Source organism: Micromonospora sp. NPDC049230, assembly GCF_040647875.1.
Lineage (GTDB): Bacteria > Actinomycetota > Actinomycetes > Mycobacteriales > Micromonosporaceae > Micromonospora.
In genome coordinates this window covers 156002-177915 of record NZ_JBEZCZ010000002.1, presented here as the reverse complement: position 1 = coordinate 177915, position 21914 = coordinate 156002, and the positions used below count along the sequence as shown (strand labels likewise).

General features: G+C 72.1%; 21 protein-coding genes and 1 pseudogene. 15 read left to right on the top strand and 7 right to left on the bottom strand.

The window, feature by feature from the left end; translation table 11 throughout:
* Positions 1–66: 66 nt before the first annotated feature.
* From rplS to AB0A95_RS02485, 6 genes are all read left to right on the top strand, one after another.
* Positions 67–423 carry a 50S ribosomal protein L19 gene (rplS, locus tag AB0A95_RS02510; RefSeq protein ID WP_007456548.1) on the top strand — a complete coding sequence of 119 codons (357 nt, stop codon included), beginning with the start codon at positions 67–69 and terminating at the stop codon, positions 421–423.
* Between the two features lie 182 nt (positions 424–605).
* Entirely contained in the window at positions 606–1475 is an 870-nt protein-coding gene (gene lepB, locus AB0A95_RS02505) for a signal peptidase I (RefSeq protein ID WP_357553802.1), read from the top strand.
* Between the two features lie 10 nt (positions 1476–1485).
* Positions 1486–2121, top strand: a complete 636-nt coding sequence (lepB, locus tag AB0A95_RS02500) for a signal peptidase I (RefSeq protein WP_357553801.1) — start codon at positions 1486–1488, stop codon at positions 2119–2121.
* A gap of 48 nt (positions 2122–2169) precedes the next feature.
* Positions 2170–2655, top strand: a complete 486-nt coding sequence (locus AB0A95_RS02495) for an NUDIX domain-containing protein (protein WP_357553800.1) — start codon at positions 2170–2172, stop codon at positions 2653–2655.
* Positions 2649–3461 carry a ribonuclease HII gene (locus AB0A95_RS02490; RefSeq protein WP_357553799.1) on the top strand — a complete coding sequence of 271 codons (813 nt, stop codon included), beginning with the start codon at positions 2649–2651 and terminating at the stop codon, positions 3459–3461. The genes AB0A95_RS02495 and AB0A95_RS02490 overlap by 7 nt, the downstream gene beginning before the upstream one ends.
* A complete protein-coding gene (locus AB0A95_RS02485; RefSeq protein WP_007075222.1) occupies positions 3458–3781 on the top strand; it encodes a DUF2469 domain-containing protein in 324 nt (107 codons plus the stop codon). Before AB0A95_RS02490 ends, AB0A95_RS02485 begins: the two co-directional genes overlap by 4 nt.
* A 57-nt stretch (positions 3782–3838) precedes the next feature.
* On the opposite strand, the gene AB0A95_RS02480 is transcribed toward AB0A95_RS02485, so the two are convergent.
* Entirely contained in the window at positions 3839–4966 is a 1128-nt protein-coding gene (locus AB0A95_RS02480) for a sulfite oxidase (RefSeq protein WP_357553798.1), read from the bottom strand.
* Between the two features lie 262 nt (positions 4967–5228).
* Here AB0A95_RS02480 and AB0A95_RS02475 point away from each other — a divergent pair.
* Positions 5229–5816, top strand: a pseudogene (locus tag AB0A95_RS02475) (M23 family metallopeptidase); the annotation flags it as partial.
* Positions 5817–5823: 7 nt separating this feature from the next.
* On the opposite strand, the gene AB0A95_RS02470 reads toward AB0A95_RS02475, so the two are convergent.
* The 5 genes from AB0A95_RS02470 to AB0A95_RS02450 form a co-directional block, all read right to left on the bottom strand.
* On the bottom strand, positions 5824–7005 hold the full coding sequence (locus AB0A95_RS02470) for an aminotransferase class V-fold PLP-dependent enzyme (RefSeq protein ID WP_357553797.1): 1182 nt from the start codon (positions 7003–7005) through the stop codon (positions 5824–5826).
* A gap of 142 nt (positions 7006–7147) precedes the next feature.
* On the bottom strand, positions 7148–8257 hold the full coding sequence (locus tag AB0A95_RS02465; protein ID WP_357553796.1) for a tyrosine recombinase XerC: 1110 nt from the start codon (positions 8255–8257) through the stop codon (positions 7148–7150).
* Positions 8258–8764: 507 nt separating this feature from the next.
* A complete protein-coding gene (gene dprA, locus AB0A95_RS02460; RefSeq protein WP_357553795.1) occupies positions 8765–9988 on the bottom strand; it encodes a DNA-processing protein DprA in 1224 nt (407 codons plus the stop codon).
* A complete protein-coding gene (locus AB0A95_RS02455) occupies positions 9985–11505 on the bottom strand; it encodes a YifB family Mg chelatase-like AAA ATPase (RefSeq protein ID WP_357553794.1) in 1521 nt (506 codons plus the stop codon). Before AB0A95_RS02455 ends, dprA begins: the two co-directional genes overlap by 4 nt.
* A gap of 30 nt (positions 11506–11535) precedes the next feature.
* Positions 11536–11895 carry a YraN family protein gene (locus AB0A95_RS02450; protein ID WP_357553793.1) on the bottom strand — a complete coding sequence of 120 codons (360 nt, stop codon included), beginning with the start codon at positions 11893–11895 and terminating at the stop codon, positions 11536–11538.
* A 190-nt stretch (positions 11896–12085) separates the two neighbouring features.
* On the opposite strand from AB0A95_RS02450, the gene AB0A95_RS02445 reads away from it, so the two are divergent.
* The 5 genes from AB0A95_RS02445 to frr all read left to right on the top strand — a co-directional run bounded on the left by AB0A95_RS02445 (position 12086) and on the right by frr (position 17462).
* Complete coding sequence (locus AB0A95_RS02445) at positions 12086–13183, top strand: hypothetical protein (protein ID WP_357553792.1); 1098 nt, start codon at positions 12086–12088, stop codon at positions 13181–13183.
* 844 nt (positions 13184–14027) lie between these two features.
* On the top strand, positions 14028–14930 hold the full coding sequence (gene rpsB / locus AB0A95_RS02440; protein WP_357553791.1) for a 30S ribosomal protein S2: 903 nt from the start codon (positions 14028–14030) through the stop codon (positions 14928–14930).
* A gap of 134 nt (positions 14931–15064) precedes the next feature.
* Positions 15065–15892 (top strand): translation elongation factor Ts, encoded by an 828-nt coding sequence (tsf, locus tag AB0A95_RS02435; RefSeq protein ID WP_357553790.1) that lies wholly within the window; start codon positions 15065–15067, stop codon positions 15890–15892.
* Between the two features lie 161 nt (positions 15893–16053).
* On the top strand, positions 16054–16821 hold the full coding sequence (pyrH, locus tag AB0A95_RS02430) for a UMP kinase (RefSeq protein ID WP_110562390.1): 768 nt from the start codon (positions 16054–16056) through the stop codon (positions 16819–16821).
* An 83-nt stretch (positions 16822–16904) separates the two neighbouring features.
* Positions 16905–17462 (top strand): ribosome recycling factor, encoded by a 558-nt coding sequence (frr, locus tag AB0A95_RS02425; RefSeq protein ID WP_357553789.1) that lies wholly within the window; start codon positions 16905–16907, stop codon positions 17460–17462.
* 82 nt (positions 17463–17544) lie between these two features.
* Here the strand turns inward: frr and AB0A95_RS02420 are convergent, their stop codons facing one another.
* Entirely contained in the window at positions 17545–17988 is a 444-nt protein-coding gene (locus tag AB0A95_RS02420) for a hypothetical protein (protein WP_357553788.1), read from the bottom strand.
* Between the two features lie 441 nt (positions 17989–18429).
* Here AB0A95_RS02420 and AB0A95_RS02415 point away from each other — a divergent pair, with 441 nt between their 5' ends.
* From AB0A95_RS02415 to AB0A95_RS02405, 3 genes are all read left to right on the top strand, one after another.
* Positions 18430–19968, top strand: coding sequence for a phosphatidate cytidylyltransferase (locus tag AB0A95_RS02415; RefSeq protein WP_357553787.1), 1539 nt, complete (start codon positions 18430–18432; stop codon positions 19966–19968).
* 104 nt (positions 19969–20072) lie between these two features.
* Positions 20073–21230, top strand: a complete 1158-nt coding sequence (gene rlmN / locus AB0A95_RS02410; RefSeq protein WP_357553786.1) for a 23S rRNA (adenine(2503)-C(2))-methyltransferase RlmN — start codon at positions 20073–20075, stop codon at positions 21228–21230.
* Positions 21231–21261: 31 nt separating this feature from the next.
* The coding region (locus tag AB0A95_RS02405; protein WP_357553785.1) for a DivIVA domain-containing protein at positions 21262–21914 on the top strand (653 nt) is incomplete at its 3' end.

The following is a 21914-nucleotide window of genomic DNA, read 5'->3' as shown; positions in this document are numbered from 1 at the left end:
GGGGATCAGAATCACCCACCCGCGCACCGAGTGACGGTGCGCCGTGAGCCTTACGAGGACGCAGCGATGAACATCCTGGACGCCCTTGACGCCCAGTCGAAGCGGACCGACCTTCCCGACTTCCGGGCCGGTGACACCGTCAAGGTGCACGCCCGCGTCGTCGAGGGCAACCGGTCCCGTGTCCAGATCTTCCAGGGCGTCGTGATCCGTCGCCAGGGTGACGGTCTGCGCGAGACCTTCTCGGTCCGCAAGGTCAGCTTCGGTGTCGGTGTCGAGCGGACCTACCCGCTCAACGGCCCGGGCATCGACCGGATCGAGATCGTGACCCGCGGTGACGTGCGTCGCGCCAAGCTCTACTACCTGCGCGAGCTGCGCGGCAAGAAGGCCAAGATCAAGGAGAAGCGGGAGAAGCAGCCCAGCTGACTTCCCGCTCGCCACGCCGCCTGAGCTGCGCGTATGCCGTAACGACCAGACCGCACTACCCTGGTCGTCACGGGCGCAGCACGGCGGCGGGCCCGCCCACGTGGGCGGCAGCCGTCCACTACCGCCCGTGGAGCCTCGACGAGGTTCCCGGGCGGTGGTGTTTCTGTGGACCGGGGAGTGGCGTGGTGCAGACACTTGACGAAGACGACACCGTCGATCCGTGGCGTCGGCGCGCCCGCCGTACCCGCCGACAGATGCCGCTCTGGCAGGAGCTTCCGCTGCTGCTGGTGGTGGCCTTCTGCCTCGCGGTGCTGATCCGCACCTTCCTGCTCCAGGCCTTCTACATCCCCTCCGGCTCGATGGAGGACACGCTTCTCGTCGACGACCGGGTGCTTGTCAACAAGGTCGTCTACGACCTCCGTGACCCGATCCGCGGCGAGGTGGTGGTCTTCCGGGGCACCGACCGGTGGGCGCCGCAGGTCGACGAGCAGCCGGAGCCGGGCTTCGTCGGCAAGCTGACCCGGACCGTCGGCGACCTGATCGGGGTGAGTCGACCCGGCGAGAAGGACTTCATCAAGCGGGTGATCGGCGTTCCCGGCGACCGGGTCAAGTGCTGCGACAGCCAGGGGCGGGTCACCGTCAACGGCACGCCGCTCAACGAGCCGTACGTCCTGCGGGACTCTCCCCTGGACCTGCCGCCCAACCCGTCGGAGTGCCGGTCCCGGCGCTTCGACGAGGTCGTCGTACCGCCCGGTCAGATCTTCGTGATGGGCGACCACCGTGAGGTCTCGCAGGATGCGCGCTGCCAGGGCCCGGTGCCGATCGACAACGTGATCGGCCGGGCCTTCATGGTGGTCTGGCCCTCGTCGCGGTGGCACTCGCTGCCGGTGCCGTCGACGTTCGACGACGTGTCCGCGCCGAGCGTGGCATCCTCGGGCCTGCCCCCGGCGCGACCGACACCGCAGGGCGGTGTGGTGCTGATTCTCCCGCTGGCGGTCGCACTGCGTGGTTCCCGCGCGTTCCGGTCGATGACGTCCAGTTCGGCAACGTAGGCTCCTTGGCGTGATTGACGAGCAGACCGACAAGCCGCGCAGCTCCTTCTGGAAGGAGCTGCCGATCCTGCTGGGTGTGGCGATCCTGGTCGCGGTGCTGGTCCGCGCCTTCGTGTTGCAGACCTTCTTCATCCCCTCCCCGTCCATGGAAAACACGCTCAAGATCGATGATCGGGTGCTGGTCAACAAACTGGTCTACGACTTCCGTTCGCCGCACCGCGGTGAGGTGATCGTCTTCAAGGCTCCGATCGAGTGGAGCGGCAACCCCGACGGCGAAGACTTCATCAAGCGGGTCATCGGGGTTCCCGGCGACCACGTGGTCTGCTGCGACCCGCAGGAACGCCTGATGATCAACGGCAAGTCGCTGGACGAGCCGTACATCTTCTCGATGGACGGGGTCCGCGACAAGCCTGCCGACCAGGAGTTCGACATCACCGTGCCGAAGGGTCGGCTGTGGGTGATGGGTGACCACCGCTCCGCCTCCGGTGACTCGTTGGAGCACTGGCAGCAGTCCGGGCAGAACATCACCGAGGCCACGATCCCCGAGGACGACGTGGTCGGGCGGGCGTTCACCGTCTTCTGGCCGGTCAATCGGGCCACCTGGCTGACGGTGCCCGATCAGTTCGACGGCATTCCCAAGCCGTAGGCCCGACGGGGCGTGGGCGATCCGCCGTCGGTCTGGCAGGCTAAGGCGGTGACCGTCTACACCCCTCGACGAGCGGCCCGCGTGCTGCTCGTCGACGCGGCCGGCCGGGTCCTGCTGTTCGAGGGCTTCGACCCGGCTCGACCAGGGCACCGCTACTGGTTCACCCCGGGCGGTGGGCTCAACCCGGGGGAAGCGCCGGCGGTGGGTGCGGCCCGCGAGTTGGCCGAGGAGACCGGGCTGCGGCTCGATCCGGTCGAGCTGGGCGGGCCGGTCTGGTCCGACACGACCGAGTTCCCGTTCGACGGTGTGTGGTATCGGCAGGAGCAGGATTTCTTCCTCCTCCGGGTGGAGTCCTGGCAGGTGGACACGGCAGGCTTCGACGACATCGAGCAGCGCAGCATCACCGGCCACCGCTGGTGGCTGCCCGACGACCTGGCGGCCAGCGGTGAACGGTTCTACCCCGCCGAGCTGCCCGCCCTGCTGAACCGGTTGGGGCATTCGACGGCCACCGACCGGGACGAGGCGTCGTGCTGACCCCACCGCGCACCGTCGTCCGCCGCGAGGCCGGCCTGTACGCCCTGGAACGGGCGCTGCAACGGCGCGGTTTCCGGCACGTCGCCGGTGCCGACGAGGCCGGCCGGGGCGCCTGCGCCGGTCCGCTCGTCGCCGCCGCCGCGGTGTTGCCCGAGGGTCGGCGCGGCGAGATCGAGGGGCTGGCCGACTCGAAGCTGCTCACCCCGGCCAGCCGGGAACGCGTGTACGCCGAGGTGGTGGACCGGGCCCTCGCGTACTCCGTGGTGGTGATCCCCGCCGAGGAGGTCGACGCCCGGGGGCTGCACGTGTGCAATCTGGCCGCGATGCGCCGGGCGCTCGCCTCACTCACCACCCGCCCGGAGTACGTGCTGACCGACGGCTTCGGCGTGGACGGCCTGGGCGTGCCGGGGTTGGCGGTGTGGAAGGGCGACCGGGTGGCGGCGTGCGTGGCGGCGGCCAGCGTCCTCGCCAAGGTCACCCGGGACCGGCTGATGGTGGAGCTGGACGGGGTGTTCCCGGCGTACGGCTTCGCCGAGCACAAGGGCTATATCACCCCGGAGCACTCGGCGGCGCTGCGCGAGCACGGGCCGTGCCGGGAGCACCGGTTCTCGTACGTCAATGTCGCCGCGGTCTCCGGCCGCGACGGACGGCCGCCGCGCGCCCGACGCCCCGGCGGCCACGTCCTGCAAGAGCCGATGGAGCGCTCCGGGGCGTCAGGGGGTACCGTCGGCGTGGCGTTGGGCGAGCAGCCTCGGCCTCCGGCGCCGGTGGGGGAAGATGTGGCCATGGAAGGCGGAGTGCGATGAGCGCGGAAGATCTCGAGAAGTACGAGACCGAGATGGAGCTGCAGCTCTACCGGGAGTACCGCGACATTGTCCGCCAATTCTCCTACGTGGTGGAGACGGAGCGTCGGTTCTACCTGGCCAACCAGGTCGACCTGCACGTGCGCAACTCCGACGGCGAGGTCTACTTCGAGGTCGAGATGCACGACGCCTGGGTGTGGGACATGTATCGTCCGGCCCGCTTCGTGAAGAACGTCCGGGTGATGACCTTCAAGGACGTCAACGTCGAAGAGCTGGAGAAGCCCGACATCTCGCTGCCCGCCGACTCCGGCTTCGGCGGCTGACCGTCCCCGCCGCTCGGCCGCACCGCGGGCCCCCACCCGTGGCGTGACACCTGCCGGTCACTCGGCCGGCACCACGACCTCGACGCGTTGCACCAGGTTGTTGGCGAAGCCGCCACGGTTCCACGGCTGCTCGACCGGCTGGGTGCGCCCCGACGCGTCGGTCGCCCGCGCACCGAGCACGTACCGGCCCGGGGTCGCCGTCCACTCGTACCGCCAGCGCCGCCAGGCGAAATCGCCCGACTCCGCCGGGGCCAGCTCGGCCGGCGCCCAGCTCTGCCCACCGTCGGTGGTGACCTCCACGGAGACCACCGGCGCGTGCCCCGACCAGGCCCGGCCGTCCATCTGGCACGGCCCGGGCCGCAGCACCCGGCGGCGGGACATGAAGTCGGGAAAGCCGGGCGGACGGACCAGCGCGCGGGGTTCGATCCGGGTCACCGGCACACCCGGGTCGTCGGCGTTGGTGCGCAGCCGGTACGCGACCGCGTTCTGGTAGCCGTCGAACGGCTCGGTCCGCAGCTCGATGGAGTGGAGCCACTTCACGTGCGCCATGCCGTACCAACCGGGCACGATCAGCCGCAGCGGCGCACCGTGCTGCGGCAGCAGCGGAGCGCCGTTCATCTCGTACGCCAGCAGCACCTCGTCGCGCAGCGCGTCAGCGACCGGCAACGCCCGCTGGTAGTCCTGCTCGACCCCGCGCTCGACCCCGTGGTCGGCGCCGGTGAACACCACGTCCACCGCGTCCGGCCCGAGGCCCGCCTCCCGCAGCAGCGGTGCCAGGGGGGTGCCGGTCCACTCGGCGTTGCCGACCGCCTCGACCAGCCACGGCTGGCTCACCGGCCGGGGGTGCAGCAGCGCTCGCCCGTTGCCGGCGCACTCCAGCGTCACCTGCCGGGTGACCCGCGGCCGCTCCCGCAGCTCGGCGAGCGTGACAGTCAGCGGCCGGTCCACCGCCCCGCCGACGGTCAGCGTGTGCGTCGCCGGATCCAGCTCCGGAATGTCGTAGTGGATCAGCAGGTAGTGCAGCCCGGCCGGGGTGACGTCGTAGCGCAGCGCCTCCAACGGGATGCCGTGGTTGCGGGCGGCGAGCTGCAACTCCTCGGCGCTGATCGCCTCGTCCGGCTCCGCCAGCCGCGACGGGCCGCTCGCGTCGGCCACCGTCGGCGTCCGGTCATCGACAGTGGTCATGCCTGGGCCTCCCCGGTCCATACGGCGGCACCCGCCGTACGCGACCCAGCCTAGGCCCTGCGCGACGGCCCGAAAACGGCTCAGTTGCTCGGTGGCGGCTTGGTCGGGCGGTGTGGCCTTGCGGTCCGGCGGTAGCCGGCGGGGATGGTCGGGGCATAGCAGATCATCCGCGCCGATGGTGGTTGTCCACAGGGCTTCCGGTTGTCCACAGCTCGGTCGGTCGGGCTGGCAGGCGACCCGGCGGCGGTCGGAAGCTGCTGTCATGCGACCACCGTCCGCCCCGCGCGTCGGCTCGATCCGTCATACCGCGCTGCTCCGCGCCGCGCTCGCACTGACCATCCCGCTCTGCGGGTTGGCCATGCTGGTATTGGCGCTGCCCGGCCGCCCACCGCCCGGCGCCGCGCGGGTGCCCGTCTCGTTGCCAGCCTCGGCGGACGCCGGCCCCGAGCGGTTCCGCTGGCCGGTCGACGGGCCACCTCGCCCGGTGCGCCGGTTCGACCCGCCGGCCCGGCCATGGCTGCCCGGCCACCGGGGTGTCGACCTGGCCGCCCCGGCCGGCGCCGTGGTCCGCAGCGCCGGGGCCGGCACCGTGCTCTTCGCCGGCCCGGTCGCCGGCCGACCGGTGATCACCGTGGGGCACGCCGACGGGCTGCGGACCACCCACGAGCCGGTCCAACCGGCGGTACACCCCGGTCAACCGGTCACCGCCGGCACACCACTGGGAGAGCTGCTGCCTGGGCATCCCGGTTGCCCGGCCGACGCCTGCCTGCACTGGGGCCTGCGCCGGGGCACGGAATACCTGGACCCGCTGACACTGCTCGGCCTCGGCCCCGTGCGACTGCTCCCGGTCCGTCCGGTCAGCGCTGGGCGAGCAGCGCCGGCAGCCGTGCGGCCAGCCTCTCGTACTCGTCGGCGGTGTTGTAGACCTGACCGGCGAGCCGCAGCCAACCCCGGCCGTTCCAGCTCATCACCGCCACCTCGGCGGCGAGCCGTGCACCGATCCGCGCCTGCAACGCCCGCGCCGCGTCGATGCTGAGGGCCGTGCCGGCCGGCAACGGAATGAGGCGCAGAGCCACCCCCGGCCCGCCGGGGGCAGGCAGTTGAGCGGGGGGCACCCCCAGCGCGTCCCCCACCACCCGCTGGCCGTACGCGGCGAGCGCGGCGTTGTGCTCGCGTACCCGGTCGACACCGAGACTGCGCAACGTGAACAGGCCCGCCGGCGCGGCCAGCCAGGACGTGTAGTCCAGAGTCGCCTGCCATTCGATCCGGGCCGGGAAACCTGACTCCTGCTCCCAGGAGACCACGAGTGGTTCGATCCGGTCCCGCCAGTGCGGGGCCACCACCAGCAGGGCGGTGCCGCGCGGGGCGTACGCCCACTTGTGCAGGTTGCCCGCCCAGAAGTCGGCGCCGATACTGCTCACCGTGGTGGCCAGCATCCCGGGGGCGTGTGCGGCGTCCACCAGGACCGGCACGTCCTGCTCGTGGGCCACCTCGACGATGGTGGCGGTCGGGAAGAGCTTGGCGGTGGCCGAGGTGAGCTGGTCGACGACGAGCAGGCGGCTCCGCCCGGGGCGCAGGCCGGCGCGGATGATCTGCACAATCTGCTCGTCGGTGGCGTCCAGCGGGATCGGCAGGACCCGGCTGACCGCCCCGGTGCGGCGGCACTCCCGCTGAATGGCCAGGCTCACCGCCCCGTACCCGTGGTCGGTGCTGAGCACCTCGTCGCCGGGTCGCAGCCCCAGCGACTGGAGCACCACGGCGACACCTGTGGTGGTGTTGCCCACCAGGGCGCTGCCGTCGGGGTCGGCACCCAGGAACCCGGCGAGGTGCCGGCGGGTGTGCCCGATCCGGTCGACGAGCCCCTGCGTGAAGAAGCGCAGAGGGTTGGCCTCCATCTCGTCGCGCAGCCGCTGCTGGGTTCGCTGCACACCGATCGGGACCGCGCCGAACGAGCCGTGGTTGAGATGGCTGACCGCCGGGTCCAGGGAGAAGAGCAGACGGGCGCCCGGGATCGGCTCAGGGGGCTGCGGGACGCTCACCTGATGATCGTAACCGTCGGCTCTGCTCGCCCCCGCTGCGTGATGGGGTGAGCGGATAGGCCTGCCTTGTGCACGGCGCGTTGGCGCTCGACGTCGGGCGCGTGGGTGCGCCTACCGGTACGCGGCGCGTTGGCGCTCGACGTCAGGCGCGTGGGTGCGCCTGCCGGTACGCGGCGCGTAGGCGCTCGACCGAGACGTGCGTGTAGATCTGGGTGCTGGCCAGCGATGAGTGGCCCAGCAGTTCCTGCACGGCGCGCAGATCCGCACCACCTTCGAGGAGGTGGGTTGCCGCCGAGTGGCGAAGGTCGTGCGGGCTGGTCCGGGGCAGGCCGGCGGCCTCGGCGTAACCGCCGACGATCTGACGCGCTGTCGTCGGGTTGAGCCGCCCGCCCCGGGCACCGAGCAACAGCGCGTCGCCGGAGCGGGTGCCCACCAACGCCGGACGGCCCCGGCGCAGCCACTCGTCAAGCGCCCGTTGCGCGGGCACTCCGTACGGCACCGAGCGCTCCCGTCCGCCCTTGCCGAACACCCGGATCACCCGCCGGCCATGGTCGACGTCGCCGACGTCCAACCCGCAGGCCTCGCTGACCCGTACCCCGGTCGCGTAGAGCAGTTCCAGCAGAACCCGGTCGCGCAGCGGCACCGCCGCGGCGGCCGCATCGACAGTGGCGGCGTCCACCGTGGCGGCGGCATCGACAGTGGCGGCGTCCATCGCGGCGGCGGCATCGACAGTGGCGGCCGACGTCGGCCCGATCGTTGGATCCGTGCGTGCTGGGTGTGCGTGCGGCGGGTCAGTGGGTGGCGGGTCGCTGGGCGGTGTCCGCCGGGCCGGTGCCTCGACCAGAGCGACGGCCTGGTCGGCGCGCAGGACGGTGGGCAACTCCCGGTGCGCGCGGGGGCTGGCCAGCGCGGCGCCCACGTCGGCGGGGAGAAGCCCAGCCCGGTGCGCCCAGGCGCTGAACGCCCGCGCCGACGCGGCCCGTCGGGCCAATGACGTGCGGGCCGCGCCGGTCGTGCGCTGCCGCGCCAACCAACTCCGCAGCACCGACAGGTCCAGCTCGGCGAGGTCGACGCAGCCCATCCGCACGGCGTGGTCGAGCAGCGAGACCAGATCGGTGACGTACGCGCGGACGGTATGCGCCGACCGGTTACGCACCCGGGACAGGTGCTCGGCGAAGTCGTCGACCGTGTCGCGCAACGCCGGCGGCAGTGCCTGGTGCAGGGCTCGGGTGCCCCGGTCGGACCGGCTCATCGTCGCCGCGCCCGCGAGTCGGGCGACTCGTCGACCCCGGCACCCTCACTGACAGCTGGCACGACACCAGCCTACGGCCGATTGTCGCCTGTCACCTGCCACGCGACATCGGTGTTCGTCGCCCCTGACTACCGGCGTTTGCCCCTCTTGACCAGGAGCGCCACCAAGCCGCCAATGAGTGCGACGGACGTGACGAGACAGCACAGGACAGCGATATGCCATGGCTTGATAGCACCCATGAGCGCGCACAGTACCGGCGCTCGCGCTTCGCCGAGGCCCCGAGCGGCCCCCGCGTGCTGAACACCTCCGCGTGCGATCGCTCTCGTGCGTGATCGCTTCCGCGTGCCGGCCGCTTCCGCGTGCGACCGGGTTCGTGCGCGACCGTCTCCGTGCGCGACCGTCTCCGTGCGTGACCGCTTCCGCGTGCCGACCGCTTCGGCGTGCGACCGGTTTCGCGCGTCCGGGCGAGCACGCCGACCGCTCTGCCGTGGCGCACCCACCTGCGCGCTAGGTCGGCGCTGACGTCTCCGCCGCCGCTGTTGCCGCCGTCGCACGCTTCGGTTTCGCGGGCGGGGCGAGGGCATAGCCGTTGTCGCGACGGACCACCATGGACAGCTCCTCCAGCAGTGACAGTTTGCGCAACGCCGTCCGTACGTCGACACCGGCGCGGGCAGCGAGCCGATCCACACCCATCGCACCGCGGCGGGGCAGCGCCTCGAACAGTGACCGTGCGTCGTCGTCGAGCGCGTCGGCGGGCCGCTGCTGCCCGCGCGCCAGCGGGGCCAGGTCCGCGCCGATCCGACCCACCTCCTCCAGCACGTGCGCCACCCCGGTGACCAGCCGAGCCTTGGGTTGCTCGCGGAGCAGCTCGTGCGCGCCGACGGACATCGCCGACGTCACCGGCCCCGGCACCACCATCGCCACTCGACCCGTGTAGATGGCCCGCCGAGCGGTCTGCGTCGCACCACTGCGCGCCGACGCCTCCACCACAACGGTGCCCAGGGTGCCTCCGGCGATCACCCGGTTGCGGATCAGGAACCGGGGGCGCAGTGGTTCGGCGCCCGGCGGCCACTCACTGACCAACAGCCCGGTGTCCGCGATCCGGTCGAAGAGCGCGGCGTTGCCCATCGGATACGGCCGGTCCACCCCGCAAGCGAGCACCGCCACGGTCAGCCCGCCAGCGTTGAGGGCACCCCGGTGCGCGGCTGCGTCGATGCCGAACGCGCCACCGGAGACGACAGTCCAGTCGCGTTCGGCCAGGCCGTACCCCAGCTCAGTCGCGACGTGCTGGCCGTAGCTGGTGGCCGCCCGCGCACCTACCACTGCCACCGAGCGATCCAGTGCTTCGCCGAGCGGCCAGCTCCCGCGTACCCAGAAGCAGAGCGGTGGGGCGGTCTCACCGTCCACCCGGCGGCTGACGTCCGGTAGGCGCAGCGCGGCCAAGCCGTCAACCCGGGCCGGCCATTCCTCGTCATCCGGCGTGACCAGTCGGGCACCCAGTCGGGTCGCCCGCTCCAGCGCCTCCGCCGCTACCGCCCGCGCGTCGCCGGCCGCCGAGCGTGCGGCGACCGTGGTGTGCAGCCAACCGTCCGGGCTGCCGCCGTCGAGCAGCAGGTCCAGGGTCGCCACCGGGCCGTGCCGTTTGACCAGTCGGTGCACCGCGCGGGTGCCCGGCTCGGCCAGCCAGGTCAGCGCGACCCGGGCCAGTCTGCGCTCGTCATCGGCGCTCATGTCGCCTCTCCCGTCCGTAGTTGAAGCGCCTCCCGGACGTCGTCCAGATCTGGCCGGTCCCGACCGTCCAGATCAGCGATGGTCCAGGCCATCCGGATCACCCGGTCGAAGCCGCGCGCCGACAGCGAGCCGGAGTCGAGCCGGCCACGCAACTCGACGGTGACGCGGGCGGGCAGCCGCCACGGCGGTCGGCGCAGGTGCGGGCCTTCCACCTCGGCGTTGAGCCGCCGGCCGAGGCCGGCCCAGCGGGCGGCCGCCGCCTGCCGGGCCGCCGACACCCGGGCCGCGACCGTCGCCGAGGACTCGACGCCGTCGGCGGGTGCCAGCAACTCCGCCGCTGTCACCGGCATCAACCGCACCTGTACGTCGATCCGGTCGAGCAGCGGCCCGGAGAGCCGGCCGAGGTAGCGGCGGCGGGCCAGCGGGCTGCACTCACAGTGCGCATCACCGGACGGTTTCGCGCACGGACAGGGGTTGGCAGCCAGCACCAACTGGGTCCGGGCCGGGTAGACCGTGCCGCCCCCGCTGCGGGTGAGCTGGATGCGGCCGTCTTCGAGCGGTTGGCGCAGCGCCTCCAACGCGCCCTTGCTGAACTCGGGGGCCTCGTCGAGGAAGAGCACGCCGCGATGCGCCAACGACACCGCGCCAGGTCGGGCCAGCCCTGAGCCACCACCGACCAGGGACGGCACGGTCGCGGTGTGGTGCGGTGCCTGAAACGGCGGACGACGCAGCAGCCGACCGCCCGGCGCCAGCAACCCGGCGACCGAGTGCAGGGCGGTGACCTCCAGCGCCGCCTCGTCGTCCAACTCGGGGAGGATCGACGGCAATCGTTCGGCGAGCATCGTCTTGCCGGCGCCCGGCGGCCCGAGCAGCGCCACGTGGTGGCCGCCGGCCGCGGCGACCTCCAACGCGCGCCGGCCCACCTGTTGTCCGGCGACCTCGGAGAGATCCGGCCCGTCGACGACCGGTGTCGGGGTGGCCTCCGGCGGCTCGATCAGCGGGGTACCGTCCCGAACGAAGGCGACCAGCCGGTGCAGGGTGTCCACCGCTCGCACGCGTACCCCCGGGATGGCCGCGGCCTCGGCGGCGTTGCCGACCGGGACGATGACCCGCCCGACGCCGGCCTGGGCCGCGGCGGCGACCATCGGGAGTACGCCGCGCACCGGCCGGACCGCGCCGTCCAGCCCCAACTCGCCAAGGACCACCACCCCCTCCAGGGGAAGCAGCGGCAGCTCACCGGAACCGCCCAGGAGAGCCGCGGCGATGGCCAGATCGAACGCCGAGCCGAACTTCGGCAGCGTGGCGGGCAGCAGGTTGAGGGTGATCCGCCGGTTGGGCCAGCGCTGGCCGGAGTTGACCACGGCCGCGCGGACACGGTCGCGGGCCTCGTGCAGGGCGGTGTCCGGCAGACCGGAGATCAACACCGCCGGTAGGCCGGCGGCCAGGTCGGCCTCCACCTCGACCAGATGGCCGGTGACGCCGACCAGCCCAACGCAGAGCACCTTCGCGTAGCTCACGGCCGCGTCACCGATCCTTCCGCGCGCATGTCAGAACGCACCCTTGAGGTGAACCACCTGCGCCGGGCCGGCGTCGGGCAGCCGCACCGACAGCACGTCGAAACGCACCTCGTCGGCGGTCGTGCCGGTCTCGGTCAGCCAGCGCGCGGCGAGCCCACGCAGCCGGCGGGCCTTTGCCGGCACGACCGCCTCGGCCGGCGTGCCGAAGTCGTCGCCCCGGCGGGTCTTCACCTCGCAGAAGGCGAGCACCGGCCCGTCCCACGCGATGATGTCGATCTCCCCGGCCGGGCAGCGCCAGTTTCGGGCGATCGGGCGCAGACCCGCCTCGGTCAGGTGCCGGGCGGCACACCGCTCGCCGTACGCGCCGACCGCCTGGTTCCGCTTCGTCATGGCTGGCACGGTGCCCGCCCGGGTGCCCGCGCGGCCAGCCCGACGACGGCCCAGCTGTGGACAACGGGTGCCCTGTGGACAACCGGACGATCATGCCCGCGCTGTGCTATGGCATCCCTCGCGGGCGACCGGAGCTGGCCGGGCCGGGCTGAAATGGCGCGGGCGAAGCCCGTCGCATACGGTGCCTGCCGTGGACGGACGACGGAGCTTTCCGGAAGATCAGGAGTCGCGCTGGTACCCCGACGAGCGGGGTCGCGACTACGGCGAGTCGGAGTGGCGCGGCACTGGCGAATCGCGGTACCGGGACGGTGAGGTCCCCGAGCAGCGTGGCACCGACGAGGGCCGCTCCGTCGAGGACACCGGCGTCGGCCGACGCCGGGAACCAGACTCCGGCCGCTTCGGCGCGGTGGATGCGGGTCGTTTCGGTGGTACGCCCGAGTCGGACTCGGGTCGCCTGAGCGCGGTGGACGCGGGTCGTTTCGGTGGTACGCCGGAGTCCGGCTCGGGTCGTTTCGGCGCGTCGGAGTCGGACTCGGGGCGCTTTGGGGCGGTGGGTGCTCCACCCGTGCGATTCGGTGCTCCGGAGCCCGACTCGGGGCGGTTTGGCGTGATCGATCCGTTGGGGGACGGGCGGCCGGAGACCGAGGGGTACCGGGCGACCCGCTCCCGGAGGGCGGATCGGGACCCCTCGGAGATCTCCGGTGAGTTGCCCGGCCGTCGGGCCGCCCGGGAGTCGGCCGCTGCCCCGCTGACCACCCCCGCGCCGGAGGTCGCCCACGACACCACGGCCACTGTCGTCCCGCCGACTGCTGTGCCCGCCGAGCAGGCTCGTCCCGCTCCGCTCGGTGGGTACCCGATCGTCGAGCCGACCCGGGCCGGCGACCCGCCGCACCCGCTGGAGATGCCGACCGGCCCCATGCCGGGGATCGGCCCGCGCCCCGACCTGCCCGCTGCGGAGCAGCCGGCGTACGCCCCGGCGACTGACGGCGTCTACCGGACCCGCCGGCCGGTGTTGGCCGTACTCTTCGCCCTGCTGGTGTTGATCTTCGAGATTCCTGCGCTGCGGGTGCTGCTGGCGGGCGTGACCGGCGACCCGGTGGACGCCGGCAACGTGGTGGTGGGTATCGCCCTGGTTGCCGGACTGCCGATCTTCGCGACCGGGCTGTACGGGCTACGAACCGGAGGTCTGGCGCTCGCCGACGGTGGTCGAGGCTGGCTGCGTCCACCCACGGCATACCTGACCGTCGGCCTGGTGCTCTTCCTCGCCGCCGCGCTCGCGGCCGGCTGAACCAGGCACAGCCGACCACCTGTCTCCGCCAACACCGTCGCGGCCAGGCCTTCCGGCGTGTCCCGCCTGGGGTGTCCCGCGCCCGGGTTCCCGCCCTGCGTCCGGTGCGCGGTGCGCGGTGCGCGGTGCGGGGTGCGGGGTGCGCGATGCGGGGTGCGCGATGCGTGGTGCGTCATGCGACGCGGCCGGTGTCCCGGCCTGCGCTGGTGTCCCGCCGCCACGCCCGGGGCGCGATGTCCCATGCCGCGCCTTGATCGACTCGGTTTTCAGAAAATCGCGGTGTCCGGGCCTTGATCGACTCGGTTTTCATGAAGTCGGGGTGTCCTGGTCGGCTTGACGCACCGGTTTTCAGCAAGCCGAGTCGATCATCGCGGGGTGCCGCGCCGATCAGCGCCGCGCGCCGCGCGCCCCGCGCCCCGCGCCCTGCGCCCCGCGCCGCGCCGGACGCCGCGCCGCCCGCCGTGCGCTCCGCGCCGCGCCGGACGCCGCGCCGCCCGCCGTGCGCTCCGCGCCGCGCCGGACGCCGCGCCGCCCGCCGTGCGCTCCGCGCCGCCCGCCGCCCCGCGCCGCCCGCCGCGCGACGCCGCCACGTCGGGTGGACCGTCGCGGCCACCGGACAGACCTGCGCACCCCGGGGCGGGTGGGCGGGTGAGGGGCGTACACTGGCCAACTGGCGACCGCCTTGTGCGGTCGACCTCGCGCGCCCTCTTCACGAATCGTCGTGGAGCGACGGCCTCCCTGGTCCCGATCTTGGTCGGGTCCACCATGGGTCGGCGACCAGGCGCCAGGACGCCCGGCCACCGGCCGGGCGTGACAACCAGGGATCTTGAGGAGTACCCCAACCATGGCCGTCGTGACCATGCGCCAGCTGCTGGAGAGCGGTGTCCACTTCGGGCACCAGACCCGGCGCTGGAACCCGAAGATGAAGCGCTTCATCATGACCGAGCGCAACGGCATCTACATCATCGACCTGCGCCAGACCCTCGAGTACATCGAGAAGGCGTACGAGTTCGTGCGTGGGACCGTCGCCGAGGGTGGCAGCATCCTGTTCGTCGGCACCAAGAAGCAGGCCCAGGAAGCGATCGCCGAGCAGGCGACCCGGGTCGGCCAGCCGTACGTCAACCACCGCTGGCTCGGTGGCATGCTGACCAACTTCCAGACGGTGTACAAGCGGCTCCAGCGGATGAAGGAGCTGGAGGGCCTGGGTGACCTGAGCGGCACCGCCGCCGGTTACACCAAGAAGGAGACCCTGCAGCTCTCCCGCGAGAAGATCAAGCTGACCCGCACCCTCGGTGGTCTGCGGGACATGCAGAAGCTTCCCGCCGCGGTCTGGATCGTCGACACCAAGAAGGAGCACATCGCCGTCGACGAGGCCCGCAAGCTGGGCATCCCGGTGATCGCCGTGCTCGACACCAACTGTGACCCGGACGAGGTCGACTTCCCGATCCCGGGTAACGACGACGCGATCCGGTCGGCCGAGCTGCTGACCAAGGTCGTCGCCGCTGCCGTGGCGGATGGTCTGATCGCGCGTTCCGGCCGTCGCCGGGGCAACGACGAGAAGCCCGAGGGTGTCGCGAGCGACGAGCCGCTGACCGAGTGGGAGCGCGAGCTGCTGGAGCCGAAGAAGGCCGACGAGTCGGCCGCCCCGGCCGAGCAGCCCGCTGCCGCCACCGCCGAGCAGCCCGCCACCCCGGAGCAGCCGGCGCAGGCCACCACCGAGCAGCCGGCGGCCGCCACCGCGGAGTGATCGCACCGTCGCTGCCCCGCCGTCCGTTTTCGCGAACGGCGGGCAGCGACGGTACGCCGGGCACGATCCGCCCGGATCCGGGTAACCGGCACCTCTGACCATCCACACGCCGTCTCAACACCGAAGAGAGAGCCATGTCCCAAATCACCGCCGCGGACGTCAAGAAGCTCCGCGACCTCACCGGCGCCGGCATGATGGACAGCAAGAAGGCGCTGACCGAGGCCGAGGGCGACTTCGACAAGGCCATCGAGATCCTGCGCGTCAAGGGCGCCAAGGACGTCGGCAAGCGGGCCGGCCGTACGGCCGCCAACGGTCTGGTCGCCCACTCCGGCAAGGCGCTGCTGGAGCTCAACTGCGAGACCGACTTCGTCGCCAAGACCGAGTCGTTCATCGCGCTGGCTCAGCAGCTGGTCGAGCACGGCGAGCGCGCCGGCGTGAACACCGCCGAGGAGCTGCTCGCCACCGAGCTCGACGGCAAGGTCGTCGCGGACCTGATCCAGGAGCAGTCCGCCAAGATCGGCGAGAAGCTGGTCCTCAACCGGTTCGCCAAGGTCGAGGGCACCACCGCCGTCTACCTGCACCGCAAGGCCCAGGACCTGCCGCCGGCCGTTGGTGTGCTGGTGTCGTACACCGGCAAGACCGACGAGGCGGGCGACGCCGACGCCCGTGGTGTGGCCATGCAGATCGCCGCGATGCGACCGAAGTACCTCACCCGGGACGAGGTTCCGGCCGAGGTCGTCGAGTCCGAGCGGCGCATCGCCGAGCAGACCGCCCGCGAGGAGAACAAGCCCGAGGCGGCCCTGCCGAAGATCATCGAAGGTCGGGTGAACTCCTTCTTCAAGGACTACGTCCTGATCGAGCAGGCCTCCGTCGCCGACAACAAGAAGTCGGTGAAGCAGCTGCTGGCCGAGGCCGGCATCGAGGTCACCCGCTTCGTGCGGTTCGAGGTCGGCCAGGCCTGAGCCGTCACCGGGCGCCGCGCGCGCCCGTGGGCAGAAGACGTCAACGAGGAGGCCGCCGGTGTACGTGACAGGCACCGCGGCCTCCTCGTCACATAGGGTCGGCAGCGGCAGGTTCGCGGTACGCGCCGCACGGGGCGTACGCGTGGGGAAGGGCGAGGCGGATGACGCAGGTTGTGAGTGACCGGACGCTGGCGATGGACGATCCGACGGCACCACCGCCGGGGCGCGCCCGCCGGGTGGTGCTGAAGCTCTCCGGTGAGGTGTTCGGCGGCGGCGCGATCGGCGTCGACCCGGATGTTGTCCAGGCCATCGCCCGGCAGATCGCCACAGTGGTCCGCCGCGGCGTGCAGGTCTCCGTGGTGGTCGGCGGCGGCAACTTCTTCCGCGGCGCGGAGTTGCAGAAGCGCGGCATGGACCGGGCCCGCGCCGACTACATGGGCATGCTCGGCACCGTGATGAACTGCCTCGCGTTGCAGGACTTCCTGGAGAAGGAAGGCATCGAGACCCGGGTGCAGAGCGCGATCACCATGGCCCAGGTCGCCGAACCGTACATCCCACTGCGGGCGATCCGGCACCTGGAGAAGGGCCGTGTGGTCATCTTCGGTGCGGGCGCGGGCATGCCGTACTTCTCCACCGACACGGTGGCCGCCCAGCGGGCTCTGGAGATCCGGGCTGACGTGGTGCTGATGAGCAAGAACGGCGTGGACGGCGTCTACACCGCCGACCCGCGGATCGACCCCACCGCCAGCAAGCTCGACTCGATCACCTTCTCCGAGGTGCTGCGCCGCAACCTGCGGGTGGCGGACGCGGCGGCGTTCAGCCTCTGCATGGAGAACGGCCTGCCGATGCTGGTCTTCGGCGCGCAGGGTGACGACACCATCATCCGCGCGGTGGGTGGCGACAAGATCGGCACCCTGATCACCGCCTGAGCCCCGCCGACAGCGACGGCAACGGCGGGTCTGACGACTTTCCGCAGAGCCCACCACGAGCACAGAAGGAGGCGAGGAGACCGGTGATCGACGACACCCTCCTCGAGGCCGAGGAAAAGATGGAGCGTGCGGTTGAGCACGCCAAGGAGGAGTTCGGCGCCATCCGTACCGGTCGCGCCAACGCCGCCATGTTCTCCAAGGTCATCATCGACTACTACGGCACGCCCACGCCGCTGACCCAGATGGCGTCGATAGCGGTCCCCGAGCCGCGGATGGCCATCATCAAGCCGTACGACAACTCGCAGATCAATGCGATGGAGAAGGCGATCCGCGACTCGGACCTCGGGGTGAACCCGAACAACGAGGGCAACCAGCTGCGCATCCTGCTCCCGCAGATGACCGAGGAGCGCCGCCGCGACATGATCAAGGTGGCCCGGAACAAGGGCGAGGAGGCCAAGGTGGCCATCCGCAACGTCCGCCGCCGTGGCAAGGAGGAGCTGGACCGGATCGTCAAGGACGGCGAGGCCGGCGAGGACGACGGTCGCCGCGCCGAGAAGGAACTCGACGACCTGACCCAGCGTTACGTGGCCAACGTCGACGACCTGGTGAAGCACAAGGAAACCGAGCTGCTGGAGGTCTGAGGCCCCACCCGGCGTCCGCCGGGACAGCAGCCGACGTGAGGCCCGCCCCCGATTCGGGGACGGGCCTCGTGCTGTTCGGGCGTCAGCGGGGGATCCGGACGGTACGGGTCGTCTCGGTCAGGGTCGTTCCGATGTACGCGTCGTGCAGCTCGAAGCGAACGGTGGCCCGACCCGGGTGCAGCACCGGGTCGGCCCGGTAGAAACCCATCGAGATGCTGGCGGTGCCGCCGTCGCAGACGATCTCGCCAGCGCCGAGGCCGCCGGTGGCCCAGTAGGTCGGCAGGCCGTCCTGGGTCAGCGACGCCGACAGGAAGTACACGCCGGCCGGGCAGTTGCGCACCTCTCCCCGGGCGGTGACGGCCGGGAACGCCGGCCCGGTTCCGTCGGGGCTCCCGTCGTACAGGTAGATCTCGCTGGTGCGGTGGTCGATCCTGATGCTGGCGTTCCGCGTCGCCGCGGTGGCTGGTGTGGCCGCCGTCAGGACGAGGGCGACAATCGTCAACACCGCCAGGCTGATTCTGCGCACTAACGCTCCTTCTCCGCTGTCATGCTGGAAAGCGCCGGCGGACGCCGGCACCGACAGCCGACCATCGATGGGCAGTGCGGGTCATCCCCTGTTCGCCCGGATGCACGGTCGGATAGGCGTCGGTGCGCCGCCGGCGCTCGTCCGGGCGGCTGGCGTGATTCTCGGGACGCCGTCGGGCCACAGCCGCCGTAGCAGCGCGGCGACTCGCCGAATCCCGCCCACCGCGACCCCCGTAGGGGACCCGACGGGCAGGGGGCCATCGTCCGCCTCGCCCCCGCGGCGGGTGCAGTAGGCTCGGCAGGATTCCGGGCCACCGGGCGGTGCGCACCGGGAATCGACCGACCGTCGGGGCGGTCGAGCCGGAGGAACACAGTCGCGCGTGTAGGGGATGCTTGTGGTCTTGCGTCATGTGGTGGTACTCGTGCCGCGTCGCGGTGCGTGATGTCCCACCCCGACCCCTACACCGACGAGCCGCGCGGCTGGGACCGGCCGGAGCGCCAGGTCGCCCTGCCCTGGCCCGAGCAAGAGCTTGAGGCGGGCCAGCGGAGTCGCCGTCCGGCCGTCGGGCCCGAGTTGTACGCCGAGCCACGCACCCGCCCGTACGCGGAGCCGCACCCGGCCGACCCGTACGACGAGCACGGCCGGGCAATCCGCCCGGACGACCGGGACCGCTTCGACGACCGGGACCGGCGCGACCGTTTCGCCGACCGGGACCGCTACGACGACGATCGGAACCAGCCCGACCGCTACGGCGACCGCCCGCCAGCGGGTGACGCCCCGGCGCGTTACGCCGACCCCGGCACTGCCCAGCGTTCCGAGGACTTTGACGCGCCGTCGCGCTTCGACGACCGTGCCGCGCCACGCGGTCTCGACGACCCTGCCGCTGCGCCCCGTTACGACGACCGTGCCGCGCCGCGTTACGACAACGGTGACGCTCCACCTCGCTTCGACGACCGAGACGCGTCGCCGAGCTTCGACGACCGAGACGTTCCGCCGCGCTTCGACGACGACGCCGGTTACCCGACCGCCCAGCTCGCGCCCATCGGGGCCGAGATCCTGCCGGACGATGACCCGGTGACCGAGCCGGAGCCGCCGACCGGACGGCGGCCGAAGGGCCGACGTCGGGCCAGCGCCGACCGACCGGCCACCCAGCAGTTGGGCAACGGACGGGCCGGCCGCAACCTCCCGGCGGCGATCGGGGTCGGGCTCGGCCTCGGCGCGCTGATCGTGGTGCCGCTGATCTTCTACCCGTTGGCGTTCCTGCCGGTGATCGCCGCCGCCGTCGCCGTCGGCAGCTGGGAGATGGCTCGGGCGGTCCGGCGCAGCGGCGCGCATCCGCCGCTGGTGCCGTTGCTCGCCGGTGGTGTGCTGACCGTGGGACTGGCCTGGTTCGCCGGCCCGGACGCGCTCAGTCTGGGGCTGCTTGTCACAGTGCTGGGCACCATGATCTGGCGGCTGGGTGACGGTCCGGCCGGCTTCCAGCGGGATGTCACGGCAGCCACCCTGATCGCCGTCTACGTGCCGTTCCTCGCGGGTTTCGCGGCGCTGCTCGCGGCGGCCCCCGACGACGGTTGGATGCGGATCCTGGCCACCCTGATCGCGGTGGTCCTCTCCGACACCGGCGGGTACGCGGCAGGCGTCTCCTTCGGGCGACACCCGATGGCGCCGTCGATCAGCCCGAAGAAGTCCTGGGAGGGTTTCGCCGGCTCGGTCACCGCGGCGGCCCTGGGCAGCGCGCTGCTGCTGTGGCTGATGTTCGAGGTGGCCCCCTGGTGGGGCGCCTTGTTCGGGGTGGCCGTCTCCTGTGCGGCGGTCCTCGGCGACCTGGCCGAGTCGATGATCAAGCGGGATCTCGGTGTCAAGGACATGAGCAACCTGCTGCCCGGTCACGGCGGCCTGATGGACCGACTGGACTCGATCCTGTTCGCGGTGCCGACCGCCTACCTGTTGCTGGCGATCTTCGTGCCGGTGGTGAGCTGAGGTATGAATCACGGCGTCCTGGTCATCCGACCCCGACGGCCGCGGCCCGTTCGGCACCTCCGGACCGGCAGTTGCCGCCGAGGGCGTGACACACTGGACCAGCCATGACGAGCCTGCCGTTGATCCCCGCCATCTCGGACGCCCCCGCCGCGCGCCGGGCCTCCATGCCGCCACAGCACCTCGCCGACCTGGACCTGGCCGGCCGCCAGGCGCTCGTCACCGAGTTGGGTGAGCCGGCCTTCCGCGCCAAGCAGGTCTCGAACCACTACTTCGGGCGGCTGGTCCGCGACCCGCAGGCCATGACCGACCTGCCTGCGGCGACCCGGCAACGGTTGGCCGAGCGGCTGCTGCCCACGCTGCTCAACCCCGTGCGTGAGTTGGCCTGCGACGACGGCGCGACCCGCAAGGCGCTCTGGAAGTTGCACGATGGTGCGCTCGTGGAGAGCGTGCTGATGGGCTATCCGGACCGGGTGACGGTCTGCATCTCCAGCCAGGCGGGCTGTGGCATGGCCTGTCCGTTCTGCGCGACCGGCCAGGCCGGGCTGACGCGCAATCTGTCCACCGCCGAGATCGTCGACCAGGCGGTCTATCTGGCCGGCGTGGCGGCCTCCGGTGCCGTCGCCGGCTCACCGCCGCGGCTGTCCCACGTCGTGTTCATGGGCATGGGTGAGCCGCTGGCCAACTACTCCCGGGTCATCGCGGCCATCCGTCGCCTGGTCAGCCCGGCTCCGGAGGGGCTCGGCCTGTCCCAGCGGCACATCACCGTCTCCACTGTCGGCCTGGTTCCGGCCATCCGCCGACTGGCCAGCGAAGACCTCTCTGTGACCCTTGCGCTGTCGTTGCACGCCCCCGATGATGATCTGCGCGACGAACTCGTGCCGGTAAACCAGCGCTGGAAGGTAGCTGAGGTGCTGGACGCAGCGTGGGACTACGCCGCCCGGACGGGCCGTCGCGTGTCGATCGAGTACGCGATGATCAAGGACGTGAACGACCAGCCGTGGCGAGCCGACCTGCTCGGGCGGTTGCTGGCCGGCAAGTTGGCCCACGTGAACCTCATCCCGCTCAATCCGACGCCGGGCAGCCGCTGGGACGCGAGCCCGAAGCCGGTTGAGCGGGAGTTCGTCCGGCGGTTGCGCGACGCCGGGGTGTCCACCACCGTACGGGACACCCGAGGTCGCGAGATCGACGGTGCGTGTGGCCAGCTCGCCGCCGCCGAGGACAACGACACCTTCACCGACCGCGCCGGAGAGGCACCGGCGTGACCGGGCGTGGCGAACGAGACCAGGAGACATAGTGGCGAGTCAGGGTCAGCGTTTCCGGCGCAAGGCGCTCCGCCGGGGATACAAGGTCGACGAGGTGGATGCCTTTCTCGACCGGGTCGAGGCGACGCTCGACGGCCGACAGGTCGGCGCGCCGGTGGCTTCCCAGGAGGTTCACGACGTCGTCTTCCGGGTCCGTTTCAACGGCTACGACGAGTGGCAGGTCGACCTGCACCTGGACCGGGTCGAGCGGCAGCTGGCCGAGCTTGAGGAGCGCACCGGCGCCGGCCGCGGTGGCGACCCCCGGATGGGTGACCGGATGGGCCCACCGGAGCGCATGGGCCCGCCGATGCGCGATGACCGGGGCATGATCCCGCAGCCGATGCCGCCGCGGCCGATGCCCGCGCAGGCCGGCCCGCCCGCCGACCGCTACGGCCGCTACGACGAGCCCACCGGTGCCTTCACCGGTGGGTACGAAGCTCCCCGCGGCGGTTACGAGGCGCCGCGCGGCCCGGCCGGTCCCGGCCAGATGGGCCCCGGCGGCCCGATGGGTCCCGGCCCGATGGGTCCCGGTTCGATGGGTCCCGGTTCGATGGGTCCCGGCCCGATGGGTGGCCATGCTGTGCCGCCGCGCAGCCTGCCGGCCGGCCCCAGCGGTTACGGTCCGGACGACCAGCGTGGGCCGGG

What these genes read in the sequence shown, in the direction of transcription:
- rplS (WP_007456548.1), top strand. Translation starts at nt 67, where the DNA reads ATGAACATCCTGGACGCCCTTGACGCCCAGTCGAAGCGGACCGACCTT.
- AB0A95_RS02465 (WP_357553796.1), bottom strand. Translation starts at nt 8,257, where the DNA reads ATGAGCCGGTCCGACCGGGGCACCCGAGCCCTGCACCAGGCACTGCCG.
- AB0A95_RS02480 (WP_357553798.1), bottom strand. Translation starts at nt 4,966, where the DNA reads ATGACCACTGTCGATGACCGGACGCCGACGGTGGCCGACGCGAGCGGC.
- rlmN (WP_357553786.1), top strand. Translation starts at nt 20,073, where the DNA reads ATGACGAGCCTGCCGTTGATCCCCGCCATCTCGGACGCCCCCGCCGCG.
- AB0A95_RS02415 (WP_357553787.1), top strand. Translation starts at nt 18,430, where the DNA reads ATGTCCCACCCCGACCCCTACACCGACGAGCCGCGCGGCTGGGACCGG.
- AB0A95_RS02485 (WP_007075222.1), top strand. Translation starts at nt 3,458, where the DNA reads ATGAGCGCGGAAGATCTCGAGAAGTACGAGACCGAGATGGAGCTGCAG.
- rpsB (WP_357553791.1), top strand. Translation starts at nt 14,028, where the DNA reads ATGGCCGTCGTGACCATGCGCCAGCTGCTGGAGAGCGGTGTCCACTTC.
- pyrH (WP_110562390.1), top strand. Translation starts at nt 16,054, where the DNA reads ATGACGCAGGTTGTGAGTGACCGGACGCTGGCGATGGACGATCCGACG.
- tsf (WP_357553790.1), top strand. Translation starts at nt 15,065, where the DNA reads ATGTCCCAAATCACCGCCGCGGACGTCAAGAAGCTCCGCGACCTCACC.
- dprA (WP_357553795.1), bottom strand. Translation starts at nt 9,988, where the DNA reads ATGAGCGCCGATGACGAGCGCAGACTGGCCCGGGTCGCGCTGACCTGG.
- AB0A95_RS02450 (WP_357553793.1), bottom strand. Translation starts at nt 11,895, where the DNA reads ATGACGAAGCGGAACCAGGCGGTCGGCGCGTACGGCGAGCGGTGTGCC.